The 13947-nt window shown below is 41.4% G+C and carries 12 protein-coding genes; 3 read left to right on the forward strand and 9 right to left on the reverse strand.

Annotated features, from left to right (window positions below; all coding sequences use genetic code 11):
• Positions 1-23: 23 nt before the first annotated feature.
• The 5 genes from ACYVD3_RS22065 to ACYVD3_RS22085 form a co-directional block, all read right to left on the reverse strand.
• On the reverse strand, positions 24-1067 hold the full coding sequence (locus ACYVD3_RS22065; protein WP_460644655.1) for a Gfo/Idh/MocA family protein: 1044 nt from the start codon (positions 1065-1067) through the stop codon (positions 24-26).
• A 17-nt stretch (positions 1068-1084) separates the two neighbouring features.
• The gene (locus ACYVD3_RS22070) at positions 1085-1879 is read right to left on the reverse strand and encodes a sugar phosphate isomerase/epimerase family protein (RefSeq protein WP_460644656.1); all 795 of its coding nucleotides are present in this window, start codon (positions 1877-1879) and stop codon (positions 1085-1087) included.
• Positions 1876-2940 (reverse strand): zinc-dependent alcohol dehydrogenase, encoded by a 1065-nt coding sequence (locus tag ACYVD3_RS22075; RefSeq protein ID WP_460644657.1) that lies wholly within the window; start codon positions 2938-2940, stop codon positions 1876-1878. The genes ACYVD3_RS22070 and ACYVD3_RS22075 overlap by 4 nt, the downstream gene beginning before the upstream one ends.
• Positions 2941-2956: 16 nt before the next feature.
• Entirely contained in the window at positions 2957-4042 is a 1086-nt protein-coding gene (locus ACYVD3_RS22080) for a LacI family DNA-binding transcriptional regulator (RefSeq protein WP_460644719.1), read from the reverse strand.
• 609 nt (positions 4043-4651) lie between these two features.
• Entirely contained in the window at positions 4652-4897 is a 246-nt protein-coding gene (locus ACYVD3_RS22085; protein ID WP_460644658.1) for a substrate-binding domain-containing protein, read from the reverse strand.
• Between the two features lie 53 nt (positions 4898-4950).
• Between ACYVD3_RS22085 and ACYVD3_RS22090 the strand changes: the two genes are divergently transcribed.
• Positions 4951-5112 (forward strand): hypothetical protein, encoded by a 162-nt coding sequence (locus ACYVD3_RS22090; protein ID WP_460644659.1) that lies wholly within the window; start codon positions 4951-4953, stop codon positions 5110-5112.
• A 400-nt stretch (positions 5113-5512) separates the two neighbouring features.
• Here ACYVD3_RS22090 and ACYVD3_RS22095 read toward each other — a convergent pair whose 3' ends face one another.
• The 3 genes from ACYVD3_RS22095 to ACYVD3_RS22105 all read right to left on the reverse strand — a co-directional run bounded on the left by ACYVD3_RS22095 (position 5513) and on the right by ACYVD3_RS22105 (position 8334).
• A complete protein-coding gene (locus ACYVD3_RS22095) occupies positions 5513-6856 on the reverse strand; it encodes a sensor histidine kinase (RefSeq protein WP_460644660.1) in 1344 nt (447 codons plus the stop codon).
• 71 nt (positions 6857-6927) lie between these two features.
• Positions 6928-7446 (reverse strand): hypothetical protein, encoded by a 519-nt coding sequence (locus ACYVD3_RS22100; protein WP_460644661.1) that lies wholly within the window; start codon positions 7444-7446, stop codon positions 6928-6930.
• A gap of 162 nt (positions 7447-7608) precedes the next feature.
• Entirely contained in the window at positions 7609-8334 is a 726-nt protein-coding gene (locus ACYVD3_RS22105; RefSeq protein ID WP_460644662.1) for a hypothetical protein, read from the reverse strand.
• A gap of 880 nt (positions 8335-9214) precedes the next feature.
• Here ACYVD3_RS22105 and ACYVD3_RS22110 point away from each other — a divergent pair.
• Together ACYVD3_RS22110 and ACYVD3_RS22115 are read left to right on the forward strand one after the other, a co-directional pair.
• Positions 9215-9826: a hypothetical protein gene (locus ACYVD3_RS22110; protein WP_460644663.1), complete on the forward strand. Its 612-nt coding sequence runs from the start codon at positions 9215-9217 to the stop codon at positions 9824-9826.
• Positions 9827-10148: 322 nt separating this feature from the next.
• The gene (locus ACYVD3_RS22115; protein WP_460644664.1) at positions 10149-11576 is read left to right on the forward strand and encodes an amino acid permease; all 1428 of its coding nucleotides are present in this window, start codon (positions 10149-10151) and stop codon (positions 11574-11576) included.
• 272 nt (positions 11577-11848) lie between these two features.
• Here ACYVD3_RS22115 and ACYVD3_RS22120 read toward each other — a convergent pair whose 3' ends face one another.
• Positions 11849-13915, reverse strand: coding sequence for a hypothetical protein (locus ACYVD3_RS22120; RefSeq protein ID WP_460644665.1), 2067 nt, complete (start codon positions 13913-13915; stop codon positions 11849-11851).
• Positions 13916-13947 lie beyond the last annotated feature (32 nt).

The raw sequence follows: 13947 nt of genomic DNA on the forward strand, positions 1-13947 counted from the left end.
CCTAAATAGCCGTTGCACTGTTTTTAAGTCCCATATATAATCGGTTTCCCCGTCTCGGCCGAGCGGTATAATCCGGTAATCAGCCGCTGCACATAGACGGCCTGTTGGGCTGTCACCAATATCCGGGCATTGCCCATGCAGCTTTCCGCAAAATTTTTGATACTGTCATAATGCCAGTCACGTACTTCGTCAAAGGGATACGACTTGTTCTCCTGCTGCCCCTTTTCATCCCCATACAGCTCCATCGGAAAGACGCTTAGGCCCATCTTATCCCCATAAAGCCGGAGATTCCGTTTTTCTTTTTCTGCAATATGGACCGCAAATGAAGTTCTGACATGAAGGGAACTGCCATTTGCAAACTTAATGAAGCCAAACAACCCATCCTCCACTTCGTACCGTTCACCATTCCAGCTTCCCATAAGCCCGGTACCGCCTTTTTTTCCGATTCGGTCTGATGCTGTCGCACAGACATAATCAATCGCCGGATAATCCATCAGATAAGCGGCCAGATCCAGAAAGTGTGCCCCGATATCAATTAACGGCCCGCCGCCTTGCAGATCTTTGTTTGTAAAGTTTCCCCAGCCAGGAATCCCGCGCCGGCGCATCCATGTCACATCTCCCGCGTATATGGAACCCAGCTCACCGTCTTCGATCTTTTTTTTCAAAAAAGCGATCCGCTCCCCATGACGGAAGTGAAATCCATAGGTCAGAATTTTGCCCCACTGCTGTGCCTGATCCCTCATCAGTTCCGCCTCTTCCACCGTTACTGCCGGCGGTTTTTCACACAGGACATGGCAGCCATGCTCCAAAGCTAAGCAGGTCATCTCACAATGATACTTATTGGGTACACAGATGCTGACCGCATCCGGCCGTACTTCCTGAAGCATGGCATGGACATCGTCATACCAGCCGGCAATCCCAAATTCTTTTGCCGTCAGACTGGCAGCTTCCCCATTGACATCACAGACTGCTGCGACCTCCACTCCGTCTATGCTCTGATAATGATTGATATGGGAGGTCCGGGCCACCTGCCCGGCTCCGATGATTGCTACTCTTAATTCTTTCATAGTCTGCTCCGCTCTGCCTACATGAACTGTTTCATATAAGCGATGGAATCCTCATACGCCTTTAACGGGTTTTCTCCACGGATTCTTCCCTCATTTACAACGGCTCCGTCATAGCCAATCCGTTTTAAGGTCTCCATGTGCCGCTTAAAATCAATACTTCCGCTGCCTGGCTGATATCTGTGATTTTCGGCGATATGGATATGGCCGATATAGTCCTTATATTTCTCCAGTGTCTCTGAGATCTCATCCTCCTCAATTGACATGTGGTAGAAGTCCCCTGTAATCTTCACCATACAGAACTTTCCTTCGTCAATGATGGACACCCCATCCGCAGTTGTATTTAACATGTGATCCTGATAGCGGTTTAACGGCTCCAAATAAATATATATGCCACATTTGGCAGCCACCTCATCCAGTTGTTTTAAGGAATCTATTATGACTTTCCTGTCACCTTCCTGACTTCTCGGGGAAACCATCGGCGGCAGGCGGTATGTAAACATTCCCCAGGCAGCGGGAACCACGACACCGGTTCCTCCCACTTCCTTTAAGTTACGGATAATCACTTTTAAATCAGCGATTCCGTTCAGCCTCCGCTCTTCTATAAAATCACCTATCCAGCCGCGGTATCCGCCGCATGCGCTGGATACCGGAAGCCCTGATGCATCAATGGCACGTTTGATATTGTCCACCTGCTCCATCAGCACTTTCCCATCTGCCTCAAAGCATTCAAAGCCAATGGATTTCATGAACTTAAATTTCTCGGTTAATTCCCGGGGGAAAAAGTCTCTATCCTGTGTTCCCAACAGCATCATGCTTCACCTCCGAATGTTATGCCCAGCTTGATACTTTTTTCCGGTTCCCTGTCCATATAATTGCTGATTCCCTCCGCAGAATGCTCAAAGTCCACAATTGGGTCAATAATATCGGAGCAATCCAGATATCCGCTCATCAGCATCTCCCAGACCACGTCTTCAATTCTCTTCCTGTTCCACCGGGGATAATCCGGGTTGGGTTCACTGCATGCTCTTGAAAAAACTATTTTACCGTAATTATAGTGTGCTTCCTGCCCCAGCCATAAACCGGCCGGAAACGGCTTTGCAAAGGCCACATAGGCAATAGTTCCGCCATAGGCCAGCCCTTTTAAGGCAGACTGCAGCGCCTGCATGCTCCCGCTGGTTTCCAGAATCCCATCTGCCCCCAGCTTTCCCGTAAGGCGCTTTATTTCATACCCCACATCACAGACCGCCGGATCAAGGCAGAAATCAGCGCCGTGACGGACGGCAATTGCCCTTCTCTTTTCAATGGGATCTACTGCAATGACGACAGAGGCCCCTGATTTCTTTGCCAACTGAACTGCGATCTGACCGATGGCACCCAATCCGATTACTACCACATGATCGCCGGCACGGACATTGGCATCCCGAATCCCGCCAAGTGCAAACTGAGCCGGATCGTAGCAGACAGCATTCTTTGCCGAAGCGTCTTTGCTCATCTTTCTCAGCTTATAGTTGTCCACCGCATTGACAATCTGCGTTTCCTTAACCGGTCCATAAGAGCACACCCGGTCTCCTGCCTGATAATCGGTAACATCAGTGCCGGTCTCTATGACAGTCCCGACAAACATATTCCCAATGGGTAAATCACCGAATTGGATTCCCCGGGGCTCATCCTCATCCCGCTCCACAAAGACCTTCCATTCATCGTCAAACTTTCCGTCGATAAATGGTGTTGTTCCCCTGAAATCAGCCAGCTCCGTTCCATGTTTCGGGGCTGCAAATTCCACCTTGACTCTTACCTCATTACTGTTGATGGGCCGATCTTCGTACTCCTTTAAGGCAGCCACGCGCGGGGCTGCTGCAACTAACTTCCTCATGTTTTCCTCCACATTATTATAATTTTTCATTGCTGCACCGGGCACAGCGGGTTGACTCACGTTCTATAACGGCTGACGGCAGAAATATTTGTTGGTTGGTTGGTGGAACCTGGGTTTTCGGCAGTTCATGACCATTTGGCAATTTCTGAATCCTTGACAGTTCTGGGCTTATTGACAGCTCTGGGGCTTGTTGTTTTTCAAGAAGAGACTGGAGCATGGTAATGCATTCTTGAGCCAGCTTTTTAAAATCCTGATCTAATGATGACAACGCCGGGCAGGCATCTTCATTAATCGGCCCATTATCGGTGGATAACACGCCCAAATCCTCCGGTATCTTTCTGCCACATTCATAAGCCGCCTTATAGATTCCCAGAAAACGGTTGTCTCCGTTTGTGAAAATACAGTCAACCTCCTCCTGGCTTAGAAGCTCTTTTGTCTTTTCATAAGCGCTTTTCGCGTCCTTCACCCCATAGATAATCCGGCCTTTGGGAACCGCCTCCAGAAACCCTTTCACACGCAGCTTTGTGGAATAGATGTTCTGGTCATTGGTCAAATAACAGATTTTCTCAAAACCCTTTTCCTTTAAATATCTTCCCCCCTTAAAGCCCACATCAAAGTTGTCAAGACTCACCGCCGGAATATCCTGCTCCTTCGGCTGCCCCAATACCACATAAGGAGTGCCCGTTCGTTTCAAATACTTAATCCTCTGATCCCCAGCCATGTATTCCAGAAGAATTGCCCCATCGGCAATGCCGCTGGACAAAAGATTAAATCCATCGGTTTCATCTTCTTTGAATCCATGATAATCCGAAGGTGACACGATAATCTTCAAACCAATCTTGCTGGAGTAGCGAAATAAATGCTTTAACATTTCACTTCTCCATAAGTTCATATAATCACCGTTGTGCTTATCCAGAAATACAATAATGATATTTGTTCTGTTCTGTTTTAATCCCTTTGCCAAAAGATTCACCTGAAATCCACATTGCTCCATGGATTGTCTGACCATCTCCTTTGTCTTCGGACTAACCTGTTCCGGATGATTGAGTACTCTGGACACAGTTTTTAAAGATACTCCACAGTGTTTGGCTATCTGCATCATATTGGCTTTTTGAATAACCTCCACCTTCTTTCTGTCTGTTTTGTCTTACGTTGTCATTTTAAAACAGCGGTATAACTTTGTCAATTTAGCAGAGGGGTACTTTATGCATTTATTTGAAATTGATTAAGGTAATTGTTCAATTGCACAATGCAAACGGTAAATAGCCGGTACTTCATATCTGTTATTTTCTGTTTACAGGAATATCAGGGACCTGTTGACAAATAATCTCACTTCTCATACTCCCCATAGTCTTAGCTTACTGATATCAAAAAAGACTGGCAAAGCGCAGTTCCTATACCGCTTTTACCAGCCTTTTAATGTTTCATGGTGTTATGCTTTTTATTATATATTGGTGGGTATGTTCATAACAAAAACATTATGAATCACCACCTTTATATTCCTTTATAAATTTATAACAAAGAAGAATAATACTATGTAGATAAAAGGCTTCCTGCCCATTTCCTGTTTAAGGAAACCGCCTGTTGTTCCGAAAGTTCCTTATATCTCACGATATTTCTCCAATAATCATTTCTCATCAATTTCTGCTTTATGCCGCGGCCTCCATCATATTCTTTATTTTAACTTGTAATCCTGGCTTTTCATTTCAATTCAGAGTTTTTCTCTGCATGTGCCACCTTCCTCCAACTTATAAGGCAATGTTATTTCAATATTCTCTTCCTTTTCTTTTTTCTGAAATCTATCCAAAGTATGTTCAACCATCATTTTAATTGGCTGCTTAATGGTTGATAAATTGGGTGTCACCTTTTGTGAAATACTGATCCCGTCAAATCCTAATACAGATACTTTTCCGGTCACATTCAAATTCGCCTGATCAAGAGCGCCGATCACCCCCATGAAGCGATAATCGACAAAGAACTCTTTTTAGTTTCAGAAAAAAGCAAGATGACTTGTCTGATAAATTCTTAATGCTTACAGCACAAAGCGGGGAAAGGGTGAATCCAAATACCACAGGTGTTGATGCTGTAACCTCTGCTTCATTAAATTCAAATATAAAGGACGTAAGTGAAACAATTATTGAAAAAATAGATGGGTTCATTAATATTTACTAGTATAATAAGGTTCAAGGTTAGAAAGTGCCTATTTCTTGGTTATGTCTATTTTCTACGGCAGTATACCTCATAAGTAACGCAGTTGCTACTTGATTTATATCCTGTAATGTCCTTTCATTTGACACAATTCTTTCAGATAAAAATTCATAAGTTCCCCATAACGGCAATTTGTGGCGTATCCTTTCTTCTGCCTATAAAAACACCTCCAAACTGAGCAATTCTTACATCAGTTTGGAGGTCTACATAATTCTCAAGATATTTCCTGGTCATTTAATTCTGATTTTTATCTTACGCTTTCCATCGTTTCAATATATTACCTTGTAGGTAAAGTATATTATACCCTCCGGCGAAACTCCGTTCATTGTAGCGAATTTGCGTTTTCAAGCATCGAATTTCTCCATTAACTATTTTTATATAAACCAAGAGCTTTGGGAATGCACATCACTATCTTAAAAATTTTTGCGGTCTGATCTGGCTCTATATACAACACACCTCCCAGGTTTTCGATGATTTCCTCAATGATACGCAATCCAAGGCCGTGAAAATCTTTGTTTCTTTTCGTAGTCTCCGGTCTTTTGCCTGCTCCCGCCAATTCCCCGTTAAAGGAATTGACGATCTCAATCGTATCCCATTCCGAAGTCCCGCTGCTCATGATTCGAATAAACTGGTCCTGTCCAAGTATTTTACTGCAGGCTTCAATGGCATTATCAATTGCATTGGAAAAAACACAGACAATGTCCAAATCTGACATTTGACTTTTTTCAGAAAGATACGCCTGAGCCGAAAAGGAAATACCTTTTTCTTCACAAATCCTTGCGGCATCCTGAATCATTGCATCCAGCAGAACATTATTGGAATAAGATTTATGACTCAGAAGCTTCTGCTGCATGGAATTGCTCACATCATCCAGCACCTGGGTTGCTTTCTCATATTCTCTGTTTTGTAACAGAAATCTTACGGAAGTCATGATTCTTTTATAATCATGCCGGAATACACGAAAACTTTCTGTAAATTTTTTATTGGATTGATAATGGACCATTTGACGGGAAAGCTGTTCCTGCAGCTTACGGGCATACAATTCATATTTAAGCAATTCAGATACCTTCGTGGTATGGTCAAAAACAAATATCAGCCACAATTTACTTACAATACATGCCATCAAATATAAAATTGAGAACCATGATTGTTTGATCTCCATATAGTAACTGCCATTGTTCAAAACAACAAGAAGTGCCAGATTTGAAACAAGATAAATGACAACAAACCGAAGCTGTTCCTTATTATCTATTAGATTTCCGGCATTGTTGTCTGGAACAACTGCCTTACGGATAAACAAGTTAATTAATATAGATAAAAAGATAGCCAATGCCAATACGATATCATGACTGATTTCATTTTTCAGAATATCTGAAATGGTGGTATGTAGTATAACAGATAATATGGAACTGACAATGCCTCTGCTGCTGTATAAAGAAAAAACATAAATGCTGCCGGCATAAATCATTTGTATATCATTCACATAAAAAAAGAGGTAAGCGATTAACATGAACGAAATCATCATGTTTAAAATTGTAAACAAATCATTTTCAATTAAATAAAAAGGTAAGGTAGTTCCAACATCAATAACAACTGCAACTATATAAAAAAGCCAATGGTTTCTTTTCCTACGAAACACCTGCTTAAAATAAATAAGAATAAAGATATCATAAATACTAAGTAGCAAAGCAACCCTTAATAGTTGCATGATCTTTCACTCCTCATTTCCATTATTGAATAAAAACCATCTTTTCGTAAAAGCACTGATTTACAACTTCCTTATAAATCAGTGCTCTCTGTCCTTATGCCAATCTCTTTTATCATACGCATTAGTTCCAAAGCGCTTCGGAAACTTACATACTTTCTGGATGTCAGCTTTCCGATCACTCTTCCCTGCATACTGGCATTCTGACGATATTCTATCTTAACCAGCAAAGTTTCCTTTGCCCGAACAGCCTGCGAACTCATAACCGTACTGTCCTGCAACTGAATATTTTCCTTTACCAGTGTTTCCGTTTTCTCCTTACTCCTGCGGGTATACTGTTCGGCCATTCTTTTATTAAGAAACCTTGGCTGCATCGTTGGTTGAGGGGTGCCAATCCAGTCGCACATTTCATCTAATTTAAGAATCAGATCACCAATACCAAAAAAGCAGACAGGACTGTCTATATAGCAATTAAGAATTTCACCATAAAAATCTTCCCCTTTTTTCCCATGAAAACAAATCAGCATTGTACTGATGCGGTCCGTTACAGTCATATTGTAGCATATGCCCTGTATTTCTTCATTTTTCTCCATATAATCATTCTCCACTTTACTATCCTCGCTTATCGAATTTTCTTCTATTTTTCCTCGTTTTTGCCTCCGCTTACCCTATTCAGGCTACGATAGATGAATTGAAGCTCATCAAAATCAGCTTCACTTATTATTTCCACACCATACGGATAATTCCCGGTCCGATCATGTTTTATGGCATAGATGCATTGCCGCCAGTTCCTCGCTGCATTTATTCCGGATCTGCTCAGGTATTTCCTGACCAGCCTGCTGTAGGGCCAGTAAAACTTCCAAAATCTGATTCTTCATTTGGTTATATTCCCCTCGCATACTGCGCAACTGCTCCAACTCCAGGCACTGCTCTTTGACTGCCGCCTCAATCTCATCTATGAGAATATCTGCTTCCCGGACATCACAACAGTATTTTCTGAATCTTTTTATTAGTCTATCCGCTTTGATCTCTTCTATCGTCAGTACCATTTTTTTACTCCTTTCCTTTATCCCACCAATCTCCGTATTCCAGCCGCAAATACCGATTACTATGTACCGGGCATCGACGAATTCATCGCTGCATGTGGAAATCACAGGGAAACTGTCATGTTCCGTATATTCTGCACTGCTCTCAAACGTTATCTTTGATGAGGTATAGGCCAACAATGTCCCTGGTTTACCTGATGCATAAATGCCCGCACCACATGATCCGGTATCCTCCCAGGCTGCCCTGCACGTTTTCCATCCACCCGCATCCTTTAAACGGCGGAGCACCTTGTTTACATATACATAGGAAGCACCTACCTCATTGGCTATTCCTACTCCGTGACCAATGTGTCCTTTTGACAGAGAAAAATCATGATATGTAAGCCATAATCTGTAGTCATTTGCAGTTTCATAATTAACTCCTTTCCAAATCACTGTACTATACCAGACCTTGCGGGTATAATTCAAAAAATCAAGACTTTTCCATTGCTGACGCCGACTATCTTTATATCAGTTATCTCGTTCAGATTCGTATTTTTCTCTAATCAGCCATATTACGTAAATAAGCTGCAAATCCATATTGAATAAAATGCTTTGTCAAACAGCGGTCTAAAAGACTTCTTCCTGTTCCCGCTTTTTCCATTTCTGTTTTAACTGGTTTTCATATTTAATTTAGAACATGCAGAATCTGGCAATATGACAAATTATTATTTCCATTCTTATCCTATTCCTGCAAAAAAACAAAGGAAAACTCTTTTATTTTTCTGTCGCATTTTATCAAAAAACAAAGCCAAAGAGGGGGGCTGAGTTCTCAATTAGGCATTAAAAGAACTGAATTTCATATTCATCAGAAAATATCATCGATTTGTCAAGCTCACGATTTGCCCACAAAACATATCAAAATGCTAAGGATAACAAACCAGAATATTTATTTCCGGATTTCATGCTAAAAATCAGGGAATAAAACAGCCTGTGGATGGACAATATCCTGATGCAGACATAATCATTCTGGTTATGGACAACTTAAATATTCATAAACCGCCTCTGTATAAAAGATACCCGGCAACTGAAGCTCGCAGACAGACGACGCAAGAATTAAGCTTGCATCCCTTTACCTACGATAACCATCTGCTGACAATTGATTGTCAGCAGATAATTAAAATAAATATCATTGATACAATACACCAGATGCTTACAATAAAACCAATTTAAATTGCAACTCATCTAAATTAAATAGTATAATGGATAGGCTACAATAAATTTAAAAGTGTTGACAATACAATTATTTTTTTAAATTATTAATTAGGAGGCGCCAATGTTTGATCAAAATATGAACCATTTTAGAGAAAGAAATAACTATTATACTTTGGAAGAGCTTAATACAATAATCTGTCAGAACAATACAGTCTTTGATCTATATTCTGTTTTGATATCACGAAATGTTATTATTGGAAGTGATAATATCATTTACCCTGGGGTTATAATTGATTCTGATAGCATATCTACTATTAAGATTGGTAATTCCAATACATTCTTTAATAACACACATTTAGACGCTAAAAATGAGGGGATTATTGAAATAGGGGATTTCAATTCTTTCAATGATGGTCCTATGGTTATAAAAAGTAATATGAAAAATTCCCACATCATTTTTAGAAATCAAGGGCGATTTGATGGCCGGATCAGTATATTCGGCCAATGCAAATTCGGTACTGGTTCACAAATATTAGGAAATATAAATGTATACAACTGTACTTTAGAGGATGGGGTTGACTTCTCCAATCCAAATGTAGAAGAACGCGCCGGTTTAATCAAAGGTATGGGTAACGCCAAAAATCTTCAGGTTGGTAAAGGAATGGTCATAAATGGTTTTGGGGAATTTTCCCAAGAAGGTGTTGAAAAACAATTGAAATATCATCCCAAATAATCTTGAGCATATTTTGAACTTTAAATATTTTATAAAAATAACTAAATGGTAGTAAACAGTAAAACATTCGTACCTTTACAATAATGCCGCCGTAAGCCACTTATCCTTTATTACCGTGAGGTCTTTCTGGCCTAATAATTGCCCCAGCAGGAAATAAACTATGCCAAATAAGTTTCTTCAAAAATTGTGTCCCAATTTATACCAGGGATGAGGGTGGTTTGGATTTTTTCTGTGATACCGCTTTATCATTGTATTTTCCATGTTTCGAATAACTTTTCCGTTATCTGAAATAATAATACAAAAATCAAAAGCGAGGAATCCTATGAAAAATAAGACAAATGGTCTTACTGCAGGCCGCTTAACGATGATGGCTCTGGGAACCGTGATCGGCGGTTCCTTTTTTTTAGGCTCATCGGTTGCCATACAGGCTGCCGGCCCGGCAATTATTATTTCTTATCTGATTTGTGCTGTTATGGTTTATTTCATTCTATTTGCGCTTTCAGAAATGACGGTTTCCAATCCGGATTCCGCTTCTTTCCGAACATTTGCGTCTCAGTATATAAACAATGGTACAGGCTTTGTGGTGGGCTGGGTCTATTGGACCGGAATGGTCATTTCCATGTCCAGTGAGGCTACCGCAGTTTCCATATTGTTACGGACGTGGTCTCCCTCCATCTCAATCCCAATCCTGGGCACTGCTCTGATCGTCGGGGTGACGTTATTAAACCTTTTGGGTGCAAAACAGTTAAGCCATCTGGAAAGTATTCTGTCAGCAATAAAGATTATAGCTATTATCGGATTTATTCTTTTAGGTTCTATTATCATTTTTGGTATCTTACCTGGCTCCCATCCCCTAGGAAGCAGCATATTGCGATCAGAGCCATTTCTTCCCGGCGGCCTAAAAAGCCTGGCAGGAAGCATGCTGATCGTTTTATTCACCTATGCAGGTTTTGAAATCATCGGACTGGCTGCCAGTGAAACAGAAAATAAACAAAAAAATGTGCCCCGTGCCATCCACCTGACGGTTTTCTGGCTCGTAACACTTTATATTCTGTGTATTTCAGTTCTTTTGCTGCTGGTCCCCAGCGAATCCTTAAGCGAAAATGTCAGCCCAATGGTTACGGCCTTAAACCGCTATCAAATGACCTGGGCCAGCACTGCCATGACGGTTATATTGATCAGCGCAATTTTGTCTACTATGGTAGCTGCCATGTTTGGAATCGGAAGAATGCTCCGTTCTCTTGTGGATGATGGGCTTGGTCCTGCATTTTTAAGGGATAAAACCGATGTCCCCTACCGGGGAATCTTATTTTCCGGTTTGTCCATGATGCTGTTTCTGTACGTGGGATTGTTTTTTCCTGAAGTCTATCTGTTTTTGATCAGCTCAGGGGGATTTGCGTTGCTTTTCACTTATATTGTGCTCATGTATACCCATATCCGTTTCCGGAAAAAGAACGGGAAGCCGGACGGAAACTGCCGCCTGTGCGGATTTCCGTATAGTTCTCTGTTTACCATGGCCGGACTGATCATAGCCATGTTCAGCATGCCATTTTTAAAAGCACAGACCTTGGGTTTCCTTGCAGGCATCGCTCTCGTTGCTTTTTTTACGGCCTGCTATGCAATTGTAAAGGCAGCAAACAAACGGAAAATGCCCCAACAGAAACAATATCCGGCAGGAACACAGGAGCATCGCCGTATTTTGACGGAATTTTCGGAAGAAATCTATGATCCGGATATAAAAAAGAAATAATATATTTCCTCAAAAATATAATATATCTTCGCTGGTTAGACGGTAATAGAACTTTGCAGCTAAATTATTTATGACAAGCGGCGGTTTTGAAAAATACTCAGTTCAAAACCACCGCTTGCCTTTTTTAGATTGATTTCCGCTATGATTTAATAAATTTGAAAGTTCTGGTGTATTGGCCTTATTGTATTTTTTATAACGATAACGTGAGCCTTATGTAGTCCAATCTTTTGTCCGCTCCCATCTCCTCGTTCAGCCCCCTTTTAACTTTTATATTATTGGACAACTGCATTCCGTACCCATTTCCCTGTTGAATCAACAAAACAAGGTGCAGAACCCCCATGAATCCATTGATCAGCAGCCATAACACCATATGCTTCCAAATTCTTCTCCAGATAGTACCACTCATTTTTCCACTCTATCCAGCCGGTTGCCATGGAACCATCTGCATTCAGGAAATACCATTGTCCATTGTACCGAACCCAATCACCTGCTGCCATTACTCCGTTCTCATCCAAATAATACCATTTCCCCTCAACAGATTTCCAGCCAGTTGCCATATAACCGGACGGGTCAAACCAATGCCATTTTTCATTTATTTTTTTCCACTCTGACTTGGAATAAGAACCGTCTGCATTTTGGTACCACCAGCCAATAGCATCCTGTCTCCATGTGCCGGAAGATTTCGCAGCAGAACTTCCTTTGTCCGATCCTCCTGAGCCCGATGATCCGTTGCTGCTATTTGAATTAGAGCTTTCAAAAAAGTTATTATATTTTCTGAAGAATTCCATGCCTATTTCACTGTCATTTGCCGCAAGGCCAAATAGAAACGTGGAATAATCAATAGCCTGTATGGAATCTGACTCCCATGAGGTATTTAAGGCGCTGTATCTCCAGAGTATTTCATCGCCACCTGAAGGAAGCTGATAAACCCCTTTATCATTTCTGTACAAATTTACCAAGTCGTCTTTTCCGCTGGGGTTAATCGGCAAAAACCCTGAAATAATGTGGGGTGATATGATCATTTCGTCATTGTTATCAATGGAATCCGCATGATATCCTCCGCTGTCCTTACTGTTTCCTGCACCGTTCCCCCACTCATAGCTCTCCATCATGCCCGTATTGGCAGCCCATAGCTGATCTGCAAGGTATGCATTCTTTACATATTGTTTATATTTTGACGATGTGGAAAACATGTTCACCATATAGTAGGGGAACAGCAATGTAAATGATGCCAGATAATGATCATCATCATCTGTTAAAAGAGGGATTCCCTGATAGTCTTTTGTTAAAAGATTATCAGGAGTCGCATACCATTTATTCCACATTTTAACAGCACGGCTGTTGGGCTCATTAATATGTTGATTGTATGCCAGCCAGGCAACAATAATATACTCATTGTACGGAAGAGTAATCGCATTTTCATTGCCGCTGCCATCGGAATTGATGATCATATAAATTCCACCGGTATCCGGATCAGCTATGGCATCCTGAAAATCAACCTGCTGATACAATTCATCCACATAGGAACTTAATTCTGGATCATTAAAGTATTTTTTTGCAAATAAAGCCCCCGTTATGAAAATAGCTGTATCAATCGTACTGTATTCGCAGTTCCATTCTCTCTCACCTGTATCCAGATTGATAAAATGTCTGATAAAGCCATTGGATGAAACATCCGGCATAAAGCCATCCCTATGCCCAGCCATTGTTTTTGCTGTTAATCTGGCCTTTTCCAAAGCCTGACTGTCCCAGCCTTTTTTATCAGCTATTGTCAAAGACATAAATCCAATTCCTGATGCTGCTATTGAGGAAGGATGGAATGGTATCCCATCATAAAGCAGAATGCTGTCTTTGTAAACTCCTGTATCATGTCTGTACTGGTCAAATACTTCATAGCTATTTTTAAACAGCCTATTGAGTATTTCCTCATCTGACAGTGATAAATCAGGGCTCGGAATTGACAGCGTGGCAATGCTGGGACTGGCCGCTGAAACAGCGGTACTGGGGCTGGCCGCGGAAGCGGCTGTGCCGGAACCGGTCGCGGAAGAAGGCGTACCGGAACTGTCTGCTGAAGAAGCCGTATTGGAACTGTCTGCTGAAGAAGCTGTACCAATCCTGCTATATAGAGAACTTCTATTCTCCGTACCTGCCTCTGAATCTGTCTGAAACAATTCTTCATCTGACAGCAATGAATAAGGAACGGATGCTGACCATAAATCTGATTCCACATCATCCCGGTACTGCGCAGAACCTGCTAAACCTGCACATATTTCTGTCGGTGCTGACATAATCATAACGGCTGCTAAAACGGCAGATGCCCATCGTTTCAATCTCATCATTATAATTCCCCCCATAATTTAATGGCATTGTT

This window comes from Lacrimispora brassicae (genome assembly GCF_054772055.1).

What these genes read in the sequence shown, in the direction of transcription:
- ACYVD3_RS22085 (WP_460644658.1), bottom strand. Translation starts at nt 4,897, where the DNA reads ATGGGGGTGATCGGCGCTCTTGATCAGGCGAATTTGAATGTGACCGGA.
- ACYVD3_RS22075 (WP_460644657.1), bottom strand. Translation starts at nt 2,940, where the DNA reads ATGAGGAAGTTAGTTGCAGCAGCCCCGCGCGTGGCTGCCTTAAAGGAG.
- ACYVD3_RS22100 (WP_460644661.1), bottom strand. Translation starts at nt 7,446, where the DNA reads ATGGAGAAAAATGAAGAAATACAGGGCATATGCTACAATATGACTGTA.
- ACYVD3_RS22065 (WP_460644655.1), bottom strand. Translation starts at nt 1,067, where the DNA reads ATGAAAGAATTAAGAGTAGCAATCATCGGAGCCGGGCAGGTGGCCCGG.
- ACYVD3_RS22070 (WP_460644656.1), bottom strand. Translation starts at nt 1,879, where the DNA reads ATGATGCTGTTGGGAACACAGGATAGAGACTTTTTCCCCCGGGAATTA.
- ACYVD3_RS22120 (WP_460644665.1), bottom strand. Translation starts at nt 13,915, where the DNA reads ATGATGAGATTGAAACGATGGGCATCTGCCGTTTTAGCAGCCGTTATG.
- ACYVD3_RS22110 (WP_460644663.1), top strand. Translation starts at nt 9,215, where the DNA reads ATGTTTGATCAAAATATGAACCATTTTAGAGAAAGAAATAACTATTAT.
- ACYVD3_RS22095 (WP_460644660.1), bottom strand. Translation starts at nt 6,856, where the DNA reads ATGCAACTATTAAGGGTTGCTTTGCTACTTAGTATTTATGATATCTTT.
- ACYVD3_RS22080 (WP_460644719.1), bottom strand. Translation starts at nt 4,042, where the DNA reads ATGATGCAGATAGCCAAACACTGTGGAGTATCTTTAAAAACTGTGTCC.
- ACYVD3_RS22115 (WP_460644664.1), top strand. Translation starts at nt 10,149, where the DNA reads ATGAAAAATAAGACAAATGGTCTTACTGCAGGCCGCTTAACGATGATG.